At 26.4% G+C, this 24,780-nt stretch carries 22 protein-coding genes; 6 read left to right on the forward strand and 16 right to left on the reverse strand.

Going from position 1 to position 24,780, the window contains the following annotated elements; genetic code table 11:
* The first annotated feature begins 88 nt into the window (after window positions 1–88).
* The 3 genes from ASKIR_RS05980 (at window position 89) to ASKIR_RS05990 (ending at window position 4,410) form a co-directional block, all read left to right on the forward strand.
* Window positions 89–877 (forward strand): ABC transporter ATP-binding protein, encoded by a 789-nt coding sequence (locus ASKIR_RS05980; protein ID WP_066350823.1) that lies wholly within the window; start codon window positions 89–91, stop codon window positions 875–877.
* Window positions 874–2,988, forward strand: a complete 2,115-nt coding sequence (locus ASKIR_RS05985; protein WP_115588306.1) for a DUF748 domain-containing protein — start codon at window positions 874–876, stop codon at window positions 2,986–2,988. The genes ASKIR_RS05980 and ASKIR_RS05985 overlap by 4 nt, the downstream gene beginning before the upstream one ends.
* 93 nt (window positions 2,989–3,081) lie before the next feature.
* Window positions 3,082–4,410: a hemolysin family protein gene (locus ASKIR_RS05990; protein WP_322896906.1), complete on the forward strand. Its 1,329-nt coding sequence runs from the start codon at window positions 3,082–3,084 to the stop codon at window positions 4,408–4,410.
* Here the strand turns inward: ASKIR_RS05990 and ASKIR_RS05995 are convergent.
* The 7 genes from ASKIR_RS05995 to aroB form a co-directional block, all read right to left on the reverse strand.
* Window positions 4,400–6,601: an endonuclease MutS2 gene (locus tag ASKIR_RS05995; protein ID WP_115588305.1), complete on the reverse strand. Its 2,202-nt coding sequence runs from the start codon at window positions 6,599–6,601 to the stop codon at window positions 4,400–4,402. The genes ASKIR_RS05990 and ASKIR_RS05995 overlap by 11 nt on opposite strands.
* Before the next feature lie 71 nt (window positions 6,602–6,672).
* A complete protein-coding gene (gene mog / locus ASKIR_RS06000) occupies window positions 6,673–7,200 on the reverse strand; it encodes a molybdopterin adenylyltransferase (protein WP_066350837.1) in 528 nt (175 codons plus the stop codon).
* The gene (bioV, locus tag ASKIR_RS06005) at window positions 7,197–7,715 is read right to left on the reverse strand and encodes a pimelyl-ACP methyl ester esterase BioV (RefSeq protein ID WP_066350840.1); all 519 of its coding nucleotides are present in this window, start codon (window positions 7,713–7,715) and stop codon (window positions 7,197–7,199) included. Before bioV ends, mog begins: the two co-directional genes overlap by 4 nt.
* Window positions 7,699–9,168 carry an AAA family ATPase gene (locus ASKIR_RS06010; protein ID WP_066161481.1) on the reverse strand — a complete coding sequence of 490 codons (1,470 nt, stop codon included), beginning with the start codon at window positions 9,166–9,168 and terminating at the stop codon, window positions 7,699–7,701. The genes bioV and ASKIR_RS06010 overlap by 17 nt, the downstream gene beginning before the upstream one ends.
* Complete coding sequence (gene mtaB, locus ASKIR_RS06015) at window positions 9,149–10,417, reverse strand: tRNA (N(6)-L-threonylcarbamoyladenosine(37)-C(2))-methylthiotransferase MtaB (RefSeq protein WP_066350842.1); 1,269 nt, start codon at window positions 10,415–10,417, stop codon at window positions 9,149–9,151. Before mtaB ends, ASKIR_RS06010 begins: the two co-directional genes overlap by 20 nt.
* Window positions 10,407–12,023: a mechanosensitive ion channel family protein gene (locus ASKIR_RS06020; RefSeq protein WP_082946375.1), complete on the reverse strand. Its 1,617-nt coding sequence runs from the start codon at window positions 12,021–12,023 to the stop codon at window positions 10,407–10,409. The genes mtaB and ASKIR_RS06020 overlap by 11 nt, the downstream gene beginning before the upstream one ends.
* Window positions 12,020–13,057, reverse strand: a complete 1,038-nt coding sequence (gene aroB, locus ASKIR_RS06025) for a 3-dehydroquinate synthase (protein WP_066350844.1) — start codon at window positions 13,055–13,057, stop codon at window positions 12,020–12,022. The genes ASKIR_RS06020 and aroB overlap by 4 nt, the downstream gene beginning before the upstream one ends.
* A 108-nt stretch (window positions 13,058–13,165) precedes the next feature.
* On the opposite strand from aroB, the gene ASKIR_RS06030 reads away from it, so the two are divergent.
* Entirely contained in the window at window positions 13,166–13,657 is a 492-nt protein-coding gene (locus tag ASKIR_RS06030; RefSeq protein ID WP_066350851.1) for a SixA phosphatase family protein, read from the forward strand.
* 1 nt (window position 13,658) lies between these two features.
* Here the strand turns inward: ASKIR_RS06030 and ASKIR_RS06035 are convergent, their stop codons facing one another.
* The 6 genes from ASKIR_RS06035 to ASKIR_RS06060 are packed head-to-tail and all read right to left on the reverse strand — an operon-like array spanning window position 13,659 to window position 18,944.
* Window positions 13,659–14,618, reverse strand: a complete 960-nt coding sequence (locus ASKIR_RS06035; RefSeq protein WP_115588303.1) for a FecCD family ABC transporter permease — start codon at window positions 14,616–14,618, stop codon at window positions 13,659–13,661.
* The gene (locus tag ASKIR_RS06040; RefSeq protein ID WP_066350852.1) at window positions 14,615–15,316 is read right to left on the reverse strand and encodes an ATP-binding cassette domain-containing protein; all 702 of its coding nucleotides are present in this window, start codon (window positions 15,314–15,316) and stop codon (window positions 14,615–14,617) included. The genes ASKIR_RS06035 and ASKIR_RS06040 overlap by 4 nt, the downstream gene beginning before the upstream one ends.
* Entirely contained in the window at window positions 15,291–16,136 is an 846-nt protein-coding gene (locus tag ASKIR_RS06045; protein ID WP_066350853.1) for an ABC transporter substrate-binding protein, read from the reverse strand. The genes ASKIR_RS06040 and ASKIR_RS06045 overlap by 26 nt, the downstream gene beginning before the upstream one ends.
* 1 nt (window position 16,137) lies before the next feature.
* Window positions 16,138–17,994 carry a TonB-dependent receptor plug domain-containing protein gene (locus tag ASKIR_RS06050; protein ID WP_115588302.1) on the reverse strand — a complete coding sequence of 619 codons (1,857 nt, stop codon included), beginning with the start codon at window positions 17,992–17,994 and terminating at the stop codon, window positions 16,138–16,140.
* Window positions 17,995–18,008: 14 nt separating this feature from the next.
* The gene (locus ASKIR_RS06055; RefSeq protein ID WP_066161489.1) at window positions 18,009–18,188 is read right to left on the reverse strand and encodes a hypothetical protein; all 180 of its coding nucleotides are present in this window, start codon (window positions 18,186–18,188) and stop codon (window positions 18,009–18,011) included.
* Between the two features lie 33 nt (window positions 18,189–18,221).
* Window positions 18,222–18,944 carry a sulfite exporter TauE/SafE family protein gene (locus ASKIR_RS06060; RefSeq protein ID WP_066350857.1) on the reverse strand — a complete coding sequence of 241 codons (723 nt, stop codon included), beginning with the start codon at window positions 18,942–18,944 and terminating at the stop codon, window positions 18,222–18,224.
* 294 nt (window positions 18,945–19,238) lie between these two features.
* On the opposite strand from ASKIR_RS06060, the gene ASKIR_RS06065 reads away from it, so the two are divergent.
* The gene (locus ASKIR_RS06065) at window positions 19,239–19,865 is read left to right on the forward strand and encodes an HAD family hydrolase (RefSeq protein ID WP_066350859.1); all 627 of its coding nucleotides are present in this window, start codon (window positions 19,239–19,241) and stop codon (window positions 19,863–19,865) included.
* Here ASKIR_RS06065 and ASKIR_RS06070 read toward each other — a convergent pair.
* Complete coding sequence (locus ASKIR_RS06070) at window positions 19,860–20,534, reverse strand: pseudouridine synthase (protein ID WP_066350863.1); 675 nt, start codon at window positions 20,532–20,534, stop codon at window positions 19,860–19,862. The genes ASKIR_RS06065 and ASKIR_RS06070 overlap by 6 nt on opposite strands.
* A gap of 52 nt (window positions 20,535–20,586) precedes the next feature.
* Here ASKIR_RS06070 and aat point away from each other — a divergent pair, with 52 nt between their 5' ends.
* The gene (gene aat / locus ASKIR_RS06075; RefSeq protein WP_066350866.1) at window positions 20,587–21,261 is read left to right on the forward strand and encodes a leucyl/phenylalanyl-tRNA--protein transferase; all 675 of its coding nucleotides are present in this window, start codon (window positions 20,587–20,589) and stop codon (window positions 21,259–21,261) included.
* Here aat and ASKIR_RS06080 read toward each other — a convergent pair whose 3' ends face one another.
* Both ASKIR_RS06080 and ASKIR_RS06085 read right to left on the reverse strand, forming a co-directional pair.
* Window positions 21,262–22,677, reverse strand: coding sequence for a 4Fe-4S binding protein (locus ASKIR_RS06080; protein WP_066350867.1), 1,416 nt, complete (start codon window positions 22,675–22,677; stop codon window positions 21,262–21,264). It abuts the gene before it with no gap.
* 11 nt (window positions 22,678–22,688) lie between these two features.
* Window positions 22,689–24,767: a TonB-dependent receptor gene (locus tag ASKIR_RS06085; RefSeq protein ID WP_066350870.1), complete on the reverse strand. Its 2,079-nt coding sequence runs from the start codon at window positions 24,765–24,767 to the stop codon at window positions 22,689–22,691.
* Window positions 24,768–24,780 lie beyond the last annotated feature (13 nt).

The raw sequence follows: 24,780 nt of genomic DNA on the forward strand, positions 1-24,780 counted from the left end.
TTGCGACAATATTTTACAATTAAAAAACTTAATAAAATAGTTAGTCTGTTTATTATAGAATGAGCATTTTAAAATTTAGGAGATTTTTGTGTATATAATAGATTTTGAAAATATTGATGTTGGATATGATGAAAATATTGTTTTAAAGAATATTAATTTAAAAATAAAAAGTGGTGAACACTTTGCAATTTTAGGTGCAAATGGAAGTGGAAAATCTACTTTAATGAAACTAATTCAATCACAAATTCATCCAAGACATACAAAAAAGTTCAAAAAAGAGATTTTTGGAAAAAGTATATACTCAATTTTTGATTTAAAAAAAGAGTTAGGAGTAATCACAAATGACCTACACAACTATTTTGAAAAAGAGGCTGGATATTTAACTGGTTTTGAGGTAGTTTTAAGTGGATTTTATAGCTCAATAGGAGTATTTACTCATCAAGATTTTACAAAAGAGCAGATAAAAAAAGCTCTTGAAGTTATGAATTTCTTAGATATTTTTGATTTAAAAGATAAAAAAGTATCTTCTATGAGTACTGGACAACTTCGAAAATGTATAGTTGCAAGAGCTTTAATTCACAATCCAAAGGCTTTTGTACTAGATGAACCAACAGTTGGGCTTGATATAAAAGCACAAATAAATTTTATAAAAATGTTAGAAAAGCTATCTTCAAATGCAACTATAATTTTAGTAACACACCACCTTGAAGAGATTTTTCCTCAAATAAAAAATGTAGCTTTAATCTATAATCAAACAATTTATAAGTGTGGTAAAAAAGATGAGATTTTAACTAGCGAAAATTTAAGTACAATTTTTGATACAAATTTAGTAGTAAAAAGTAAAAACCAAAGATATTTTATTGAGGAGATAGTATGAAAAAAATAGCCAAAATTCTAAGTGCTTTAGTAGTTTTTTATCTATTATTGGGATTTTTTTTAGTTCCTTTTATTGCCAAAAAACTTATTATTTCAAATTTAGATAAAACCTTAGTTACAACAACAAAAATTGATAAAATATACTTCAATCCACTTAGCTTTGAACTAAATATTAAAAATTTTGCTTTAATATATGAAGAAGATACTATTTTCTCATTAAAAAATCTATATATTGATATAGCAACTTTAAAATCCCTAGAAGAGAGACATTTAAGAGTAAGAGATATAACTTTAGATGAAGCATACATAAATATTGTTGATAATAATGCAGAGATAAATTTTGCACACTTATTAAAAGAGAATGAAAAGAGTTTAGAAACCAAAGAAACTGAGAAAAAAAGTGAAAATAGCTTTGATTTTTTTGTATATAAAATTTCATTAAAAAACTCAAAAATAGACTATAGCAAAGTTGTAGATGATGAGAAGTTTAATATAAACCTAAAAGATTTAAACTACACAATATACGACTTTGGAACATATAAAAACTACCTATCATCAAACAATCTTGAAGCTATTATAAATCAAAATAGCAAACTTAGTATTAAAGCTGGAATTAAATTAAATCCACTAAATATTGATGGTCAAATTAAAATAGATGATTTAAAAATAAATGATCTTTTAGCTTTTGATAAAAAACTTTTCAATTTTAAAATAAATGATGAATCAAATATCAATCTTATTTTAAACTACAATGTAAACTTAGAAGATAATTTAAAACTAAAGTTATTTAGTAAACTATTTGAAATAAATAATACAAAAGTGATAAAAGATGATGATGAGATTTTATATTTAAATAAATTTGCAGTTGAAGATACAAATATAGATTTAGATTTAAAAAATATTGATATAAATTTAATCAAATTTGATGATTTAACAACAAATATGATTTTAAATAAAGATGGTTCAAACTTCTCAAATTTGATAAATAGTAAAAAAGAGGAGAATCAAGAGAATTTAGAAGAAGAGAAAAATGAAAATGATAAATCTTGGGATTTTAAAATATCAAATTTAAATATTGAAAATTTAAATTACAATTTAATCGATAATATCACTAAATCAAGTTTAAAAATTGACTCTTTGAATTTAAATACAAAAGATATAGATTTTATAAACTCATCTTTTGATTTCAAAAATTTAGATTTTGATATTTTAAACTTAAATTTTACAAATGAAAATATAATTTTTCATACAAAAAGCAATAGCACTACAGATAAATTTGAAACTGACATATCAAATATAAAAGCAAATATATCTCCAAAAGATAAATTGTACAAATTTGATTTAGATGCAATAGTAGATAGATATGGTGTTTTAAATTCAAAAAATCTTTTAAATATTCATGATTTTAAAGAGTTTTCAGATATTAAACTTATTTTAAAAAATATCAATATAGGTAATTTTTCAACTTATAGCTCAAAATATCTTGGTAGAAAACTTGATGGTGGAAGGTTGGATTTGAATTTAGATTATGATATTAAAAACTCAAATTTAAAAGCTAAAAATGAACTAATAATAAAAAACATAGAGTTTACAGATAGTGTAGTTAGTGAAAATGCAATAGTTTTACCTTTAGATTTGGCAGTTGTACTTCTAGAAGATTTATCAAAAACAATTGATATTAATCTTCCTGTTTCTGGAAATATTAGTGATCCACAATTTTCACTAGCTAAAATAATATGGAAATCTTTTTTAAATCTAATGACAAAAGTTGCAACTGCTCCTTTTTCAGTTGTTGCTTCAATGTTTAATTTTAGTGAAGATGAGATAAAAAGTGTTCATTTTACAAAAAATGAAAATGAGATTACTCCTGTTCAAAAAGAGACTTTAGATAAAATCGCAATGATATTAAATAGTAAAAAAGAGTTAGGTATCAATTTTTCTGCATCTTTTAATGAAAAAGAGGAGAAAGAGGAGCACTCAATTTTAAGAGCTTTAAATATAAAAGAGTATTTAATCAAAGAAAAAGGTGTAGATGAGAGACAAATTTTAATAGATAATCAAAGCGTAAAAACAAAATCAAATATTGATTTAAATATAAAACTTTTAAAATAAACATTACAAAATAGTTACTTAATAAAAAGCTTAAATTAAGTCAATATTGTTTATATTTTCAAGCTAAAATAAATTTTAATTAAAGGAAAATTATTGGACCCTGATATACAATCCTATATTATGCTTCTTGTTGCACTTATATTAGTGCTTTTAAATGGATTTTTCGTTCTTTCAGAGTTTGCTATTGTTAAAGTCAGACGAACAAAGTTAGAAGAGTTTGTAAAACAAGGAAAAAGAAGTGCATCTTTGGCACTAAAAATGTCTAACTCTCTTGACACTTATTTAAGTGCAACTCAACTTGGGATTACTTTTTCTTCACTTGCTCTTGGTTGGATTGGTGAACCTGCACTTGCAAGACTTATAGAATCAAATGTAACTTTTTTGGCAAATAACCCAGTTTTATTACATACTATTAGCTTTATTATTGCTTTTTCTATTGTTACTTTTTTACATGTAGTTTTTGGAGAGATTGTTCCAAAATCGATTGCTATTGCAAAAGCTGAAGTTATGGTTTTATATATAGCAAGACCTCTATACATTTTTTGGTTAGTTTTTTATCCACTAATTAGATTCTTTGATATTGTTGCTGCATCTATTTTAAGAGCACTTAATGTTAGACCAGCTACAGAACATGAACTAGCTCACTCAGAAGAGGAGCTTAGAATTATTGTAAATGAGAGTTTTAAAGGTGGTCATATTGACTCAGTTGAAAGCGAAATAATAAAAAATGCTGTTGATTTTTCTGAGACTGTTGCAAAAGAGATTATGACTCCAAGAAAAGATATGATATGTTTGAACTCTGAAAAATCTTTAGAAGAGAATATAAAAAGAGTTATTTCAACAAAACATACAAGATATCCATACTGCAATGGTGGTAAAGATAATATTGTAGGAATGATTCACTCACGAGATATTTTAAATGATGTTTTAGAGAGTAAAAAACTTGATATCTCTAAACTTGTAAGACCAATTATTATGGTGCCTGAAAACACTTCAATATCTTCAATTCTTACAAGAATGAATAAAAGTAGAATTCATTTAGCTTTGGTTGTTGATGAGTATGGTGGAACTTCTGGTCTTATTACTATGGATGATATTTTAGAAGAGATTATTGGTGAAACAACTGATGAACACGATCCAAAAGATGAATCTATTTTATTAATAGATGAAAATCGTTATGAGTTTGATGGAATTGTAAATATTGAAAAAGTTGAAGAACTTTTAGATATTGAGTTTGAAAAAGATGAGTTATCAGCTGTAACTATTGGTGGAAGAATTTTAAACCTTATTGGAAGATTACCAATTGAGGGTGAAACTATTAATGACAAAGATTGTACATATAAGATTTTAGCTGTTAATAACAACAGAATTACAAAAATTTTATGTGAAAAAAAGAGAAAAGAGGAAGAGACTAAAGTTTAATTACTTTAGCTCCAAATCCTCCACTACTTGGATGAGCATCTTCAAAAGATTTCACTTTTGGATGCTTTTTCAAAAACTCTTTAACTGCAAATGCTAATTTACCAGTACCAATTCCATGATAAACTAAAACCTCTTCAAAACCAGCCAAAAGTGCATCACTTATAAATTTATCAAGATTTTCAATAGCCTCTTCTGCTCTTTGTCCATGAAGATCTAATTTTATATCACCACTTTGAGGTTTTGCAACATTTAAAGATACTTTTTTCTTAGGTTTTGGAAGTGGATTTCCACTTCTTTTTAGTTCGCTTAATAAAACTTGCATCTTCAATCCAGCATCAGTTTCAATAAAGGCTTTAGCTCCTTTAATTGATAAAATTGATCCTTTTGTATTTCTATATTTAACTCTATCATTTACTTTAAAATCAACAATTTCATCTTCAGCTTTTTCTACTTCTATCTCTTTTACAATTTTATGAGAGATATTTAAATGTCTATGAGAATCTTCAATTAGCTTTGTTTTAATAGCTTTTTTAGCCTCTTCCCTTGCATCTTTATACTCTTTGTGAAGTTTTGATTTCTCAACATAAATATGCTCATCTAGCTGCTCTTTTTGCTCTTTTAAATTATTTGACAATCTTTGATAGTTTTCAATTTCACTATTTAATTTTTGAATCTTTTGTTTATACTCTCGCTCTAACTCGCTACTTCTTTCAATTAACTCATTTAATCTATCTTTGTCATCTCCATAAACCTCTTTAGCTTTTTTAACAACATTTAAAGGAATTCCATATCTTAAAGCTGTTTCAAAAGCATAGGATCTTCCTATTGTTCCTTGCAAGAACTCATAAGTTGGTCTTTGATTCTCCTCATCATATAAAGCTGCAATTAATTCAACATCAGGATTTGAAGCCATAAGAGCTGCTAATCTTTTATGGTGAGTTGTTATAACTATTTTTATATCTTTTTGAATTAAATCTTCAATCATAACTTTAAACAAACTAGCAGCTTCATCTGAATCTGTTCCAAGTTCAATCTCATCAACTCCAACAATAGCATTTTTGCTTGAAAAAAGTTTCGAAAACTCAACCATACGACCTGCAAATGTTGAGATATCATTTTTAACACTTTGTGGGTCATCTAAAACAGCATTTATATATTTAAAATTGCTAACTTTTGTATCTTTATGAGCTTTATATGGAAGAAGATATTTTGATAGAAAAACAGCACTTAAAATAGATTTTAGCATCATAGTTTTTCCACCTGCATTAACACCTGTTATCATTACAACACTTTTTGGAAAATCAATTGATATTGGCTTGGCATTTGCTAGTGCTGGATGAGAAAACTCTACAAGTTTGTTTACACTACTTTTTGAAGGAAGAATAAAGTTTTTATCCCCTATTTTTGCAAAAAATATTCTTGCTTGATAGTGATCAAATCTATCAAACTCTTTATTTATAAACTTTAAAAAAAGAAGATTTTTTTCAAAAGTTGATGATATCTCTTTACAAAGTTTAAATAAAATCTCCTCTTGCTTATTTCTTAAATCATTTTGTTTTTGTTTAAGTTCACTAATACTATGAGGAACTACATAAAAAAATCCACTATTTGATCTATCTATTACGCTTCCACTTAAAATATTACTAAAACCACCTCTTAAAAGCAAACACTCCTGCTCATTTATGTAGTGAACTTGCATATCAACCAAATATGGTCTTAGTTTTGAAGAGTTTACTGTTTTATAAAGACTTTGTTTAATATCCTCTTTATTTTTATAAATAGCGTGTTTGATATTGTCAAAATCTTCATTTACACCCTCTTTTAGATTTGATTTATCATCAAAATATTGACAAATTTTTAAAATATCATTTGGAATTACAATCTTATCAATCCACTCAAAAAGTTTACCTTCAAAATTGAATCTTTTTAGATATAAAAAATAGTTTACAATTTTTACAAACTCAAATATTTCATAAATTTTTAAAATACCCTGCTTTTGCAAATGAATCAGTTGAGAATCAAGATTTTCAACACTCAAAGGAGCTTTAAAATCAAATCTTCCTAACTCATCTATTAGTTTATAGTGAATATTTATATCACCTTCTAAAATTATAGATTTGTCTCTTGCAAAAAGTTTTGAAAAGCTTGTTATATAGTCGCTTAGATCTAGTTTTTTAATTAAATTTTCCATGAGGTGGATTATATCTTAAAGCTCTTAATTTTTTTATGAAAATAGATTATATTCCTATCTTTCTATATTAGTTATTTTTTGGGTCTAAAAGCTTTTATAATCTCTTCATTTGTCTCTAAATATGGACCTTCCATCAAATCAATACAGTATGGAATTGCTGGAAAAACTGCATCTAAACACTCTTTTATTGATTTTGGTTTTCCTGGAAGATTTACTATTAAAGAGCTTCCTCTAAGTCCTGCTGTTTGTCTTGATAAAATAGCTGTTGGAACATATTGTAAACTTACACTTCTCATAAGCTCTCCAAATCCTGGCATCATTCTATCACACACAGCTTCTGTTGCTTCTGGAGTTACATCTCTAAGAGAAGGTCCTGTTCCTCCTGTTGTAACAACCAAACAACACTTTTGATTATCTATTAAATCTATTAAAGTCTCTTCAATGGTAGCTCTATCATCACTAATACATCTATAAACCTCTTGCCAAGGAGATTTTAAATAACTATTTAAAGTATCCATAATAGCCTTTCCTGATAAATCCTCATAAATTCCAGCACTAGCTCTATCACTTGTTGTAATTATTCCAATTTTTGCAATCATAATAAATGTCCTTTATCTTTAAAATAGTAAACAGTTGCAAACTCTTTAAAAAAATCTTTTGCAGCTAAACTATCAATTATTTTATCGTTTTGTCCCAAAAAAACCTCTATTTTAATACCTTTTTTTATCAACTCTTCTAAATCTTCTTTGCTCCATTTAAAATTTAAAAGCTCATTTAACTCTTCAAAACTTCCTTTTTTAAAGAAGTTTTCTATACTTTTTGTTGATTTATCTTTCAGATTTTCTAAGAAATTTTTTATATAAGAATCTTCATCTTTTTTAAAAAACATAAGTTGCATTCTTTTAAACTTCTCATCTTTTGTTTGAAAAAATGCAGGTGAAAAAAGTTGAAGTTTATCAACTCTTTTTTGACTATTTTTTACATGTAAAAATGCTTTAATAGCACCATATGAAAATCCACTTACAACAAAATCACCATCTTGTAAATACTCTTCAAAAAGCGAAGATTCATTAAAAAAACAAAATCCACTAAAAAAATTATTGTAAATCTTCAAGTGTAATTACCTCATTTTTAAGCATAATATCTTTTAATTTCTCAATTTTTTCAATATTTTGAGATAATGTTGCTCTTAGTTCATCTTTAATTGAGACTATTAACTCATTTGCATTTAGAGCCATTTTATACTCTTCAACTATTTTAGAAGCTAAATCATAAGCTTTTTTCAAATCATCATTTGATACAAAATATTTTTCATTTTTTAACAACTCTAAACCAATAGTTCCAGCTAAATCAATTTTAATGCTATTTTTTAACTCTTGAAACGATGGAAAAACAGAACTATCTTTTGAAACACCCTCATCTAAAAGTGCTAGTTTTTTATTTGCAATAAATGCCTTACAGGCTTGATAGATTGCTAAAATCTCTTTTTGACTATCATCTAATATTCTTATTTGTTTTTTACCAAACTCTAGTTTGTTTTTAGCTATTTGTATATCATCTTCAAGAAGCTCAACTCTACTATCTTTTATCATACTTAAAAGTGCTTCATTCACAAGTGTTGAAAGCGATGCTGAGTTAAATCCAGCTGTTTGATTTACCAGATTATCTAAATTGATATTGTGTTTTATATCTTTTAAATATAGCTCCAAAATCTTTCTTCTATCTTCAATATTTGGAAGCCCAACATATAATCTTCTATCAAATCTTCCAGCTCTTAAAAGTGCATCATCTAAAACCTCAATTTTATTTGTTGCAGCAATTACAATTACACCACTCTCTCCATCAAATCCATCCATTTGAGTTAGAAGTTCATTTAAAGTTGACTCTCTCTCATCATTTGATTTTCCACTTCGCATCTTTCCAACAGCATCAATCTCATCTATAAATACAATTGATGGAGCATTTAATTTTGCACTTGTAAATAGTTCTCGCACCTTCTTCGCACCCATTCCAACATAAATGTGTACAAAACTAGCTCCACTTTGATAGAAAAATGGAACATTTGCCTCTCCTGCAACTGCTCTTGCAATCAAAGTTTTTCCAACACCTGGAGGTCCTACAAGAAGAACACCTTTTGGAAGTTTTACTTTAAACTTTTGGTACTTTTTAGGATTGTTTAAAAAATCAACAATCTCTTCAAGCTCCTCTTTAATCTCTTTAATACCAGCAACATCTTTGAAAGTAATATTTGATTTTACAGGTTCAATACCAAGCTCAACATTTGCTTTTTCAGAACTTTTTTTAAGTTCACTATCAAAACTACTCTCTACACTTTTTCCTTTTTTCTTTAAAAAGTAATCTCTTATTTTATCTTGATTTGCTCTTAGAATAAAAGATAAAATAAGTAAAATAAATAAAAATCCCAAACCAACATAGTATGAGATTCCTTGAATATTTGAGCTACTTTTATAAATAGTATAAACAAAAAGTACAAGCAATGCAATTGCTGACATAATCATAAGCTTAAAGTTTTTATCAATACTTTTATTATTTGAATCTTGCTTCATTTTTATTATCCTTTACTAAATAATCATCTAAATACAACCAATCTCCAACTAAATCTTCACTACTTGAAATTTCAACTTGATTAAAAAATTGATCAAATCCTAAATATTTTCCATTTTTTTCCTGCTCAACTAAAACTTCAAGTTTTGATTTACTGTTTTTTCTAAACTCATAATTTTTTTTCTTAATTATCTCAACAAGCTCAATATATCTAGCTTTTGCAATATCGCCTTTAATCATATCTTTCATAGAGGCACTTGGTGTTCCATCTCTTTTTGAGTATGTAAATGCATGAACATGAGTAAGTGGAAAGTTATGTAAATTTTTCATAGCTTCACTCCAAATCTCTTGCGTTTCTCCTGGATGTCCAACTATAAAATCAGTTCCTAATGCATATCCATTTTGGCTTAAAAACTCAAAAAGCTCTAAATCACTTAAAACTTTGTTTCTTCTATTCATTATTTTTAACATCTCTTTTGAAGTGTGTTGAAGTGCTATATGCAAATGTTTTGCCATAAAAGGCTCATTTATAAGCTCCTTAAACTCATCATCAATTTGAATTGGCTCAATACTTCCCATTCTAATTCTCTTAACACCTTTTATAAGTGCCATTTTTTTAAGAAGTTTTGCTAGTGAAGTGTGCATTTTTTTACCATAACTTCCTACATTTGTTCCAGTTAAAATAAACTCACTAAAACCATTTTGTGCCAAAGTTTCTACTTGATTTAAAATAACATTCTCTTCATAACTTCTAGCATCACCTCGAACAAATGGGATAATACAATAAGAGCATCTAAAATCACACCCCTCTTGAATTTTTATAAATGCTCTACTTTTACCAACAAACTCTTCAACAATAGTTTTATCCAAAGATTTTAAATCACCCTCTTCAAAAAATCTATCATCTTTTTTAAGTAGTTCATTGATATTCTCTTTTAAACTAGCTCCAAATAAAGCATCAATTTTATTCTCACTAAATAGTTTTTCACCTTTAGTTCTAGTACCACAACCTGTAAATACAACTTTTGGATTATTTGAAAGCTTTTTTAGACCATTTATGTAGCTTCTTGCAGTTGTATCAGCACTATTTGTAACAGTACATGAGTTTATTACAACAATATTTGCTTCACTCTCATCTTGTGTTACATCAAAATCTTTTAAGTTGCTAATCATAACTTGTGTATCAAAAATATTTGTTCTACAACCAAATGTTTTAAAAAATACCTTTGGTCTATTTGTACTAAATTTCATCTTCAATAATCTCTTTTAATCTTGATGGTCCATAAGCTTTATTTGTTTGATTTATATTTATTTGTTGCGTTGGATATGCAATATTAATATCATCCTCTTTCATAAATGCATCTAAAATCTCTGTGCTTATTGTACTTCTTAAAACCAAAGCAGCAAAAGAGTTTGTAAGATACCAACCTGATATTACAACTCCATAAGGCTCTATAAATGTAAATACTCTTGGCTCTACTCCTGTTGCTCTTAATTGATACTTATTTCTCATTTTTGATAGCTGTTTTCTTGTAATATCACTATAACCTTTTGAGTAGTGCTTTAAAATCTCTCTAATTATTTTTTGAGCTTTTTTATGGTTTGAATCAAAGGTTAAAGTTATATCTACACCATCCCAAACAGTTTTTAATTCACTATGACTATAGTTTGCAATTAACTCTGAAAAAATATAGTTATTTGGAACAAAGAATATTCTTCCAGCTCTTCTATTTTTCATATAAGATACTAAAGTAACATCCTCTTTAACTGTAATTTTAAATAGTGAAATATCTAAAACATCTCCAACAGTCTCAACATCTCCTTTTGTAACTCTAATTCTATCTCCAACTTGAATAAATCCAGAAGTTACAATAACCATCCAAGCAAAAATTGACATAAACCAATCTTTTAGTGCAATTGCAATACCAGCAGATGCAAATCCAAGGATTGTTACTAGATAAGCAACATTATCAATATATGAAAATAGTAAAACCATAACAATCAATATAAACAAAGTAAAATTTATAACTTTGTTTACAATATAGTAATTTTCACTTTGTAAAAAGTATTTTTTTAAAGCTAGTTTTACTAAAAAAGTTACAACAAAAAATATAAAAATTATTAGTAAAATATCTAATATCTTTTCAACTTGTTGAGATATTTGATTTTTTGTCTCTAAAATAACTTGTTCAACTTTTCTATCATAGACCTCAGATGATGTTCCAACAATATCTAAAACTATTTCAAAATCTCTTATTTGTTTTGTTAAAAAGTTTATTTTTTCTTCATATTGAGGTTTATAATCCAATAAATATATTTGATTATAAAGCTCTTCTTCCTCTTTTAAACTCTTTATTAAATCAATTAATTGAAGCTCTAATTTTGTAAATTGATCTCTATTGCTCTCTATTATTTTAATATTTGACAAAGCTCCAATTATTCCAAATGGATTTGTGATTTTTTCAATAGCTCCAATATCAGGTGGATTTATTAATCCTCCAATAGGAGATCCTCTATACTCACCTATTAATTCAAGTTCATTCTCTTTTACTCTTATTTTATTTAATAACTGATACTCTTGCTCATCATTAAACTTCTTTTTAGTTTTTAAACTCTCTTTTAAAATATCTAATTCATTTGCAATTTTACTATATGAAAGATAGTTTGAATATCTTTTTATAAGAATATTATCTTTGTATGAATTTTGAATTTTTAATATCTTATCCAATAATATATTTTGCTCAACCAAGCTTTCAATCTCTAAAATAGGCTCACTACTCTTTTCATTTTTAATCTCTTGTGATGCAAAAAGAGTTATTGACAAAAAAACTATTAGTGTAATTACTCTATTAATCACTTAAATTCCTTTAAAACTTCAATTACATCCTCTTTTTTTATCTCATCTGTAATTTTGCAATCACCTATTTCAATAGGAACTATAAACTTTATTTTACTATTGCTTGATTTTTTATCCAAATAAAAATGCTCATAAAAATCTTCTACATTATCTATTTTAAAAGTTGTTGGAATATTATATTTTTCTAGTAAATTTTTTACTCTTTGTTCATTTTCTTTACTCATAATTCCTAGTTTTACAGCCAAAGAGTTTGCCATACACATACCAATTCCAACAGCTTCACCATGAAGATAAGTTTTGTATTTTGTAAGATTCTCTATTACATGCCCAAAAGTATGCCCATAATTTAAAGCAGCTCTTAATCCTTGCTCTTTTTCATCTTGCGAAACAACCCAAGCTTTAGTTTGAACAGATTTTTGAATTGATAGATCTATATTTTTTTCATCATTTAAATCATTTTTTTCTAACCATTCAAAAAAATCTTTATTAAAGCAAACAGCCATTTTAATAATCTCTGCAACTCCAGCACCGAACTCTCTTTTTGGTAAAGTTTTTAGAAAAGCTGAATCAATATAAACAGCTTTTGGCTGATGAAATGTTCCTACTAGGTTTTTCCCATATTTATTATTTATTCCAGTTTTTCCTCCAACACTAGCATCAACTTGCGATAGCAAAGTTGTAGGTATTTGAATAAAATCAACTCCTCTTTGATAAATTGAAGCTGCAAATCCTGTCATATCTCCAATAACTCCACCACCAAAAGCTACAAGCAAAGATTTTCTATCAAGTTTTGCTTCAAAACAAGAGTCCAAAATCATCTCTAAGGTCTGCATATTTTTATACTCTTCACCATCAGCAATTGTACAAATAGTAAGTTCTCTTGCACTTAATTTTGTTTTTAAATACTCTAAGTGAAAACTACTAACAGTTGGATTTGTAACAACAACAACTTTTCTATCAAAGTATAAATCTTTTAATCTCTCTATAAATATCTCATATGAGTTACTATTTCCAAGCTCTATTTTTACTATCATTTTTAAATCCAATTAATTAATTAAGCATCTATAATAGCTAAAATTAGCTAAGAAAAGGCTTTTACAGTAGTTTTTAGATAGAATATTTTTTATTTTTTAGGATATAAAATGAGAGAGTTAATTTTAATAAGACATGCAAAATCTGACTGGTCAAATCCTCTTTTAGATGATTTTGAACGACCACTTAATAAAAGAGGTTCAAAAAATGCTCCTTTTATGGCAAAAATATTAAAAAAAGAGATACAAAAACCAGATTTAATAATCTCTTCACCTTCATTTAGAACAAAACTAACTTTAGAATATTTTTTAAAAAAGTTTGAGTATAAAGGTGAAGTTATTTTTGAGAAATCAATTTATGAAGCACCATTTGAAAATCTTCTAAAAGTTATAAAAAATGTTGATGATAAATATAAAACTATTTTTTTAATAGGTCACAATCCAGGACTTAATGATTTAGCAAATTTTCTACTTGGAAGTTTTGAAGATAATATTCCTACAAGTGGAGTTTTAAAAATAGATTTTGATACAAACTCTTGGAAAAATATCTCAAAAGATAATTCAAAATTAATCTTTTTTAAATATCCAAAGATGTTTAAATAATCTATTTTGTACTATTTTTTTTAATAAGTAAATATACAAAAAATGGAGCTCCAATAAAAGCAGTTACAACGCCAATTGGTAAGCTTGAAGCTGTTGGTATTACTCTTGAGATTAAATCGCAAAATACCAAAAAAACTCCACCAAAAAATATTATTGGAAAAAATAGCTTTGTATATGTTTTCTTATATATTAATTTTACTATATGAGGAATCACAAGTCCCACAAATCCAATTGGTCCTGTAAAACTTATACAAACACCAACTGCTAAACTAACAACTACTAAAAGAGTTAAAACTGTTTTATTTATATTTAATCCCTTTAAAAATGCAACATCATTTGATATTAACAAAAGATTGATTTTGTGTTTAAAGCTATAAATTATAAAAATAAAAATAGTTGCTGTAATAAAAACTATTAAAGATGGCATATAACCAACAACATCTAAGCTTCCAAGAGTAAATCTTACAATTGAGTAGTTCTCTTGAAGATTACTTAGATAAAAAACAAGCATTAAAGCTGAACCATAAAAATATGATAAAGCAATTCCAATTAGTAAAATAGAGTTTGTTGAGCTTATTGCTCTTTTTTTATTTAGTGATTTTGTAATTAAAAATAGAATTAAAATTGTAAAAATTGAGCCAAATATACTTGAAAAAAAGAGTGGTACAAAAGGTAAAAAAACTATTGATAAACTTGTAAAAAGTGTAGTTCCACTTGCAATTCCCAAAGTATATGGAGTGATTAACTCATTTTTAAAAACAATTTGAAAAATAAGTCCACCAAGAGCCAAGATTGAACCAACAAAAAATGCCAAAATAATTCTAGGAACTCTTAAATCCCAAAAAACCATATTTAAACTATTTTCTAAAGAAAAAATCGAAGATATTTCAATATTTACTTCACCCAAAAAAGGTGAAATAAATATTAAAATCAGTGAAAAAATATATAAAAAAACTTTCATAAATCTACTACCAAATGACTATTTTCAAATCTTAAGCTATCGTTGTAAAACTCTTTTAATCTCTCTTTACAAAAAAACTCTTCATGATCTCCATAAAATTTTAAAACTCCAGCTTCTAAATATAGCACCTTATAGTTTTTGAGTGCATAAGCAAAATCAAGATTATGAGTAATTATAATTTTTTGTTTTAAATAGTTTGAATTTAAAATCAAAAAAACATCTCTTAATCTTTTTATATCCAAATTTGCCATAAGCTCATCAAAAATTGTGATTTTTGCATCATGTAAAATTGCACTTGCTAATAAAACAAGCTGTTTTTCTCCAGAGCTTAAACTAGAGCATGAGCTATTTTTTATATGATTTATCTTTAAAATATTTATAATATTTTCAATCTGCTCGTCGCTTCTGTTTTCAACTATTGATAGTTTTAAATACTCCAAAACAGTCATATAATCATCAAATATCTCAAAACTACTTGGAATGTAATTTATTAGTTTTGCTCTTTGAATTCCAGATAGTTTTGAGATATTTTTTTCATTAAAAAATAGATTATTTGAAGATATTATTGAGCTTAAAACTTTTGCTAAAGTTGATTTTCCAGCTCCATTTTCACCTAAAATCAATAAGTTTTCATTGTTTTTTAGCAAAAAACTTATATCTTTTAAAATAAAATTACTGTAATTTTTTAGTTCTAACATCTTCTAATATCTTTCTAAAATCATCTATTAAATATTGTACTCTATGGCTTGAAATTCCTGAGTATGTCTTATCTATTATATAGATATTATCTTTTTTACTTGCATTTACTGGCAAATTTTTCCAAAGATTTAACATATCATCTTTTTGTTTATCACTTTTTAAATATGGAGCTAAAAGTATAATAATATCTGGATTTAGTAGTATTAATTTCTCACTATTTATTGCAGGTTGCGATTTTAAGCTTGATTGATAGGCATTTTTATTTCCACTTTTTTTTATAATATCTTCAAAATATATGTAGTTGTTTGTTACATATATTTGATTAGAGAGTGTATCTTGAGGACTAATTACAATTAAAATTTTTTGATTTTCTACTATATTTTCAATATTTTTTAAACTATTTTCAATATTTGTATTTAAAATCTTTGCTTCGTTTTGTCTATTAAAAACATCTCCTAAATCTTTGATTGCAAATTTAATATCATCTAAACTATCTGTTTTATAAACTAAAGTTTTAAATCCAAGAGCATTTAGTGAGCTATTTAATTTTTTGTCATAATTTTGATTTATTATAATGCTTGGATTTAAGTTTACAACTTTTTCCAAGCTAACACTACCATATCCTCCAACTTTTTCAATACTTTTAGATATTTCTGGATAATCACAAAACTGCGTATTTGCAATAATATTATTGCCTAAACCTAAAGCAAAAGCTATCTCATTTACAGCAGGACTTAGAGTAATAATTTTTTCATTTGCACTTAAAATATTTAAAAAAGAGATATTAAAAAAAATTAGAAAATATAGTAGTTTTTTCATCTTAGAAACTAGCCTTTAATCCAACAAATGCTGCTCTTTGACTTGTAGCATATCCATCAACTATTTGATAATCTTTGTTGAAAATATTATCAAGTTTAAGATATGTAGAGAAGTTTTTATTTGCTTGATAATCAATAACTGCATTCCAGATTGTATAGTTTCCTGTTTTTACATTTGGTTTATTATAATCAAAATTTACACTTTCTCTACTTCCAATATATTCACCATTTACATTAAAGTGGAAATCTTTTAAACCATAATAATCAACTCCAAAACCAAACTTATTTGTCGGACGATTTTCAAGTTTATCTCCATTTGTTTTTTTTGCACTAAGATTTGTATAGTTTAAATTTAAGAATATATCTTCATAAACTTCATTTTTATAAGCTATTTCAGTTCCCTTAAATTTACTATCTCCTTCAATATTTTCATATTTCCAAGATGTACTTGCATTTGATACCATTAAATTATTAACTTTTGTATTAAAGTAAGTAATAGAAAAACCTTTGTACTCAAATCCTATATCATAAGATTTTGTTTTTTCAGGATTTAAGTCTGGATTTCCACCCCAAGCTGTTTTATATAGCTGTATAAATGTAGGTACATTATACCCTGTTCCATAGTTTGCACTAAGGTTTAAATCTTCAACAATATACTGTTTTATTCCTATCTTTCCTGTTGCTTTATTGTCGAAATCACTATATCTATCATATCTTAAAGCTTCAGTAATAATAGTTTTATCATCGAAAAACTTATTTGTATTTGTTATAAAAATGCTTTTACTATTGTTTTTCTTATTTAAATCTTCTTTATCTTCATAATATTTAGAATCTACTCCGATAGTTAAAGATGAAGAGTTATTCCAATAAGGAATAGTTGAATTAATACCATACTCTTTTATATCAGTTTTATTCTTTGAATCATTGAAACCAACTTCTGTTTTTGTTTCGTTTTTAAATCTTGAATAGTTCGTATATATATTTGTAGTTGCAAAGCTATTTTTATTTTCATAATTCAAACTAGCAATACTATTTCTAGTTTTTGTTTTAGCAAAAGAATCAGCAGAAGCAATTATATCTGGATTCCCAAAAGCATCTGAAAGCATTTCATCAAATTTTACTTTTGCATCTATAGTTTCATAAACTAAATATACTCGATTGTTTTCATCTAAGTTATAACCTAAATTTAAATTTACTGTTGTATTTTCATATCCATCATCTTCATAATTTTTTGCTTCACTACTCTTTGGTGAAATAGCTGAAAAACCATCTGTATCAACTCTAGTTGCACTTAATTTTGCATCAAAATTATCATTTTTGTGTGAAATATTTACCCTAGCAATTTTTGAGTCATATCTTCCAGCTTCAAGATTTATATTTGCATGTGTTCCATCTTTTGCACTTTTTGTAATAATATTTATAACCCCAGCACTAGCATCTGCTCCCCAAATACTACTTTGAGCCCCTTTTATTACTTCTATTCTTTCAATATCATTTATCATTAAATGTGCAAAATCAACAGAACCATCATATGGATTATTATATCTTATTCCATCGATTAAAACTAATGTATTTCCACTATTCATTCCTCTTAAATATACAGAACTTAATGTTCCCATCCCACCACTACTTGAAATACTAACTCCTGAAAGAGAATTTAAAGCTTCAACAACTGTTTTAAATTTTCTATCTTCAATTTCTTGAGCAGTTATAACATCAACATTGGCTGTAACATCTTTTAATTTTTGCTCTGATTTTGTAGCACTTGTAACTGTGATTGTCTCTAAAGTAGTTGTTTGTGAGTATAAATTTGTTGCTATTAAAAAGCTTGCAACTAAGCTTATATTTGTTTTTTTCATTTTGTACCTTTTTTCTAATTATTATTTATTAAATCTGTTTTGATTGGTTTTAGCTTTATATTTAAAAGCTTCATCTGTATATTTGGTAGTTTTCTTAAGTATTCAGTTAGCTTTGAATAAAAAATATGCAATTTTTCAAAACATGTTGATATTAAAATACCAAAAAAGCTAAAATATTTTTTTGCTCTTCTCATCTTCTCTCCTTTCTTAAAATTTAAATATTTTTACTATTTTGTATTCATATGATGGTTATGTTCTATATTTATAGTTTTATTTTTTAAAAGAGCAAAACCGTTGTAAGCTGTATATAGTCCAAATAAAATAACTAAAATTGATGCAATTTTCATAGATATATCTCTAAAGCTTGATTGTTTAAACAATCCAGCAAAAAAACCTACAAAAAATAGTGCAAATATTGTAGTTACTCCAAAAATAAACATTACCATTGCACCATAAAAAGCACTTCCTGTACTTGCTGCCATTATTGCAAACATATATACAAAACCACAAGGTAAAAAGCCGTTTAAAACTCCAATTAAATAAAAACTAAGTTTTGAATTACTTCCTAAAACTTTTTTAAATAATTTTTGATAAAAAGGAGATTTTGAAAAAGTTTGCTCTAAAATTGTTAAAAATTTTATTTTTCCCATTAGTGAAAAACCAATAAGTATCATTAATAATCCAGTTAAAAAAAACAAAAATCCTTTTGAAGTTGTAGAAAAAGATAGCACAGAACCTAAATATCCAAATATAAAACCTAAAAATGTATAAGTAGTTACTCTTCCAAAATTATATAAAAGATGCATAAGTGCTTGTCTTTTTTTGCTATCGTTGCTATTTATTTTTACGCTTGAGTATGCTAAAACAATTCCACCACACATTCCAATGCAGTGCCCAAAAGAGCCAATAAAAGCAATACTTATTATAGATATTATACTAATTGTTTCCATTAAGCTCCCGTGTTTTAGCAAATTAAAACTTTTATTATATATTTTTTGGCATAAAAAAAGGCTTTACAGAGGGGAAAAACTGTAAAGCCATATAAAATTAAATTCATTTCAAAAAAAGTATAGGATACCAAAAAATTGTATCAATTTTGTAGGAGGATCTAATACAGATACCCTATGAGTGAAATTATAAACAAAGAAATATTAAAATAAGATAAAATCTGTCCTATTTAATATTAAATTATTACTAACTTTAAAACTATATAATACAAAATTTATTTAAAAGGATAAAATTTTATGAAAATGATAATTTTTGATATGGATGGAACACTTGTAAATAGTGGTTCTTCTATTGCAAATTGTATAAACTATGTAAGAAGTCATCTAGGACTTGAACCTATGGATAAAAACTTTATTTTAGAAAATGTAAATGATATAAATATAAATAGTGCAGAATTTTTTTATAATAGCAAAACATTTACTCCAAAAGTTACAGAGCTTTTTGAAGATTTTTATAGTAAAAATTGTCTTGTAGATTTACATTTGTATGATGGAGTTAAAGAGTTACTTGATGATTTAAAAGGTGAGTTTAAATTTAGTGTTGCAACAAATGCAAACTCAGATTATGCAAGAAAAATGTTAGGTCATCTTGAAATTGATAGATACTTCAACTCAATTTTGGGATACAACGATGTATCAGCTCCTAAACCAAAGCCAGATATGATAAATAGAATTTTAGATTTAAATAGTATAAAAAAAGAGAATGCTCAACTTTTTGGAGACTCTACAAAAGATACAATAGCTGCATTTAATGCTGGAGTTGATGGTGTTTTAGTAAATTGGGGATTTTCAAATCACAATGAAGATGCAATTTCAAATATAGATGAGTTAAGAAGAGAGATTGAAAAGAAGTTTAGATTATAAATCTATAATCTTAAACTCACCCTCTTTTAAATCTTCAACCCTAAAACCAGCAAACTCTAATCTATGAAGCTTTATAACTCTGTTTCCTGTATAAGCAAACATTCTTTTTACTTGATGGTATTTACCCTCAACTATTTCTAAATGAACTAAATTTGGATTAATAATTTTTAAAAATGCTGGTTTTAAAGCTTTTTCTTCACCATTTAAAATAATAGTTCCACTTTCAAAAAGCTCTTGTTCATCACCTTTTAGTGGATTTTGTAAAGTTACTTCATAAACTTTTTTTACATCTTTTTTAGGGCTTGTTAGTTTATGATTTAACTCTCCATCATCTGTTAAAATAATAGCTCCTGTTGTATCCATATCAAGTCTTCCAATAGTTGATATTTTTGAATTTCTATTTTGCCATCTTTGTGGAAGAAGAGAATATATTAATTTTCCAGCATCATTGTGAGAGCAAATAACTCCACTTGGTTTATTCATTAAAATTGTAAGCTTTTGGCTATCAAGTTTTTCACCATTTACAAATATATCTTTATGCTCTGCTTTAATACTTGGATTAAAAACTCGTTTATCTAAAATAAAAACCTCATTTAATTTCATAAATTTTCTAGCTTCACTTCTACTACAATAACCTAAACTTGATAAATATGCTTCAATTCTCTTCATTTTTCTTCCTTTAAATGCGGGATATTAACATAATTTTGACTAAAATTTACAAATGGAATTACTTGATAAAAAAAATAAAATTTGGCTACTTGATGATGAGGATTATAATTTTCCAACATTAAAAGATATGAAAGATGATTTAGTTGCTATTGGAGGAAATTTTCATCCTCAAAGATTAATAAATGCATATTCAAATGGACTTTTCCCTTGGTTTATTGATGATTTAGGCTATATTCACTGGTTTTGCCCACAAAAAAGAATGGTTTTAAAACCAAACGAAATGAAAATATCTAAAAGCCTTAAAAAATCTATCTTTAATAGAGGTTTTGAAGTAAAATCAAATACAAACTTTATTGAAGTTATAAAAAATTGTTCAGATATAAAAAGAAAACATGAAAACGATACTTGGATTGATGAGAATTTTATAAAAGCCTATACTTTAATGCATAATTTAGATTTTGCAAACTCTATTGAAGTTTATTTAGACAAAAAGCTTGTTGGTGGATTGTATGGAATTCTTATAAACAATGTTTTTTGTGGAGAGAGTATGTTTTCACTTGTAAATGATGCTTCAAAAGTTGCCTTTTATCATCTTTGCCAGTGGGCTTTAAAAAATGATATAAAACTTATAGATTGTCAAGTTTATAACCCACATTTAGCCTCACTTGGAGCTTATGAGATAAGTAGAGAGGAGTATTTAAAAATTTTAAATACTCCTATTTTTTGATTATTTTTTATGATTCATATGGTTGTGTGAATTAATTTTCCCATAAGTATCGAATATGTAAACCTTATAAAAGTTTAGACTCATATAAAAAATTATAAGTGCAGATGCAAATGGAAAAGCTACTATTTTTAAATATCTTTTAGTCTCTATTAATTTTAATCTATTTATCATAATAATAAATGCCCAAATATATCCTATATGAGTAAAAATATTGAAAATATGTACCCACTCATCTTTTCTACTAGCAAGTGGTTTCATAGTCTCAAATCCTAAACTAAAAGCTTGATTAAATCCATTTACAATATTTGAAGCATAAGAATAAAAGAAAAACTCTCCAATATGAGATAATCCACCAATTATAAATAGTGGTGCAAAAGCGTACCCTAAAGTATAAAAAGTATTTGAAAATTCAACTCTCATAATTTTTGAAGCTATAAATATTCCTACAACACTTAAAAATATTGAAATTAATACCGCATAAACAAAAGCAAAAAGTCCAATAGTATCAATTGAACCAAAATAAATTATAGTTTCGAAATATCTAGCTGTTTTAACCCAGAAAAACTCTTCAACTATTGCACTTCTTCCTAAAGAGTGGTGAAAACTCATTGTAATACTAATAGCTGCAGTTAATAAAATTAAAGCCCAAACCTCAGCTTTTGAAGTCTTAAATTTATTAAAAAGTGTATTTGATGGTTTATTGAATTTAAAAGCTACACTTTCACACTCTCTTGCACAATCCATACATAAAGTACAATCTTCCATAGAGTTTTTTTTCTCAAATGTAAATGGTTTTAAATTATAACTACAAACTTTTGCACAATCAAAAGTTCTACAGTTTTGACACTCTTGTTTATAAGTCTGTAATTTTGTAAAACCAACTTTTGAATATACTTTTGTAACAATTCCAATTGGGCAAATATATTTACAATATGCCATTTCATCATAAAGATAATAAAAAATAGATGCAATAATTGTCATAACAAAAAATAAGATTGCAGTTGCATATGGTGTTTTAAAAAATTGTGGAAACATATAATATACAAACCACCAAGCAAAAAATAGTAGTAATAATCCAATAAATGGATTTGCCAACTTATTTGGTATTTTCTTTTTCAAACCAATTTTTGTGATATATTTTCCAATAAAACCATGTGGACAAACTCCACAAAATATTCTTCCAAAAGTAGCTAAAGTTGTAACCATAAAAAATGGCCAAAACAATCCCCAAAAAAGTGCTGTTGTAAATATATTATTCTCTTTTGTAGGATGTATAAATCCAAAATAAATGGCATAAATAAATAAAAAAAGTACAGATACTTGGACTGTTCTGTGAAAAATTTTATTTTTAAATATAATCTTTAGAATTGGCATTCCAAATATATCATTTTTATCTCTTTTTATAAACTTTATCATATCTACCTTCCTTAAAATTTATAACTATATGTAAGCATTGTCATTCTAGGACTAGCTGCTTTATATGAAACTCTTGAACCTGTGTCTTTAGAAGCTTCAGAGGCGTAATATTTGTCAAATAAGTTATTTACATTTAATTGAATATTGTGAGCTTTAAACTCATACCCAATCATTAAATCTGTAATAAATTTATACCCTTCATACTTTTGTGTATTTGCATTATCCATGTAGTAACTTCCAAAAGTTCTTGTTGTAACTCTTGTTTTAAAACCATTTTGATTATAAGCTAAATATAGCGCATATTGATTTTTTGGAATTGATGGTAGATAGTTTCCATCTCTTGAAACTAAATTAGCCCCTACTTTCTCATTAAATTTATCAAATTTAAATTTACTATAAGAATAAGATCCACCAACTTCTAAAGTTGATGTTAAATCATAAGACAGATTAAACTCTAAGCCTTTTTTATTAGTTTTCCCTGCATTATCATATATAGAATTACCACTTGCATCTTTTATCTGTATAATCTCATCATCTACATAGTTTTGATATAAAGCTAAATCATAAGATAGATTGTTTGTTCTTGTTTTTACTCCAACTTCATAATTTGTACTAGATGATTTTTTTAAATCACTTGTCTCATCTAGCTCACTTGTTGTTGGGGCTTGATTAGCAAATGCAACTGAAGCATAAACATTTGTAAAATCACTTATTGCATAACTAGATCCTAGTTTTGATGATAAAAGTGTAAAAGAGTTATCAATATTATACTCTCCTTGTCCAGATATATATTTACCTGTTGAATAATCATACTTAGATATTTCATTACCTTCTATATCAAATTTTAATTTATCAACTCTTGTGCTAATATCAAAACCTAAATCATCATTTATTTTAAAACTCTCCATTAAATATATACCATATAAAGTAGTTTTAGAGTCTTCAATATTTGCTAAACTACCCTTCTCATTTGATAATATTTTACTAATTCTTCCACCAAAACCTGTAGAATAATCTCTATACTCATACTTCTTAGCATCTTTTGTTCTATCCATTTTTAAAGTTAATCCACCAACAAACATTGCATCTTGTTTAAATAGATTATGTGATATATTAAATTCTAAATCTGTTCCAAAAACTTTATTATCATCACTATCATTAATCAATCCTGTAACTGGATGAAAATGCTCCCAAGAGTTAAAATACAATCTTGGTTTTAATAGCAAATCTCCTATCTCTTTCTCATATTTACTACTAAATGAGAATATTTTAGAGTCTCTAGCACTATTTTGCCAAGTGTATGAGGTATTATGTTGCTCTTTGCTTCTTTTAAACTCATCAAACTCAGTTTGATTCATAGATGCTGGAAGATTTAAATTTGATTCTGTATAAGATATCTCATTCTCTATTGATGAGTAATCTTTAAATATATATCCATATTTTAAAGTTGCTTGAGTAGTATCAAACTCATTATTATCTCTCCATGAGTTATCAGTTTTTCTTTTACTAAGAGTTAATGATACAAAATTGTTCTCATCAAGTTTTTCTCTTAGTTTAATATTTACATTTCTCTGATTCTCATTTCCAACACCAAATTTTATACGATTTTTATCCTCTTCAAATACTGATTTTGTAATAAGCTGAATTACTCCACCAGTTGAATTAATTGCATTTATTGAACCAGGTCCTTTTTGAACCTCGATATTTGAAACATCTTGCATATCTATAAAATCAAATCTTGTAAATGAATCTGGATCTGTCATAGGAATTCCATCTTTCATAACCATTATCTCTCTTACACCAAATCTAGCTTTTAGACCTGCACCTCTAATAATTAATTTTGGACTAGGGCTATTTGAAGTTGATTCTGCTATTACTCCAGGAATTGTTTGTAGTGCATCTTGAACATTTAAGATATTTTTATCCTCTATTGTTTTTTCATCAACAACAGCAATACTTTCGCTAATATATTTTGTAGCTTTTTCATATTTTGTAGCTGTTACAGAAACTGTATCTAAAGATATTCTATCTTGGGCAACTATATTTGAATGCAAAAGAAGACATGCAAATATTGAGTATTTTAATCTCATAAATTCTATCCTT

It is taken from the genome of Aliarcobacter skirrowii CCUG 10374 (assembly GCF_003544835.1).
Lineage (GTDB): Bacteria > Campylobacterota > Campylobacteria > Campylobacterales > Arcobacteraceae > Aliarcobacter > Aliarcobacter skirrowii.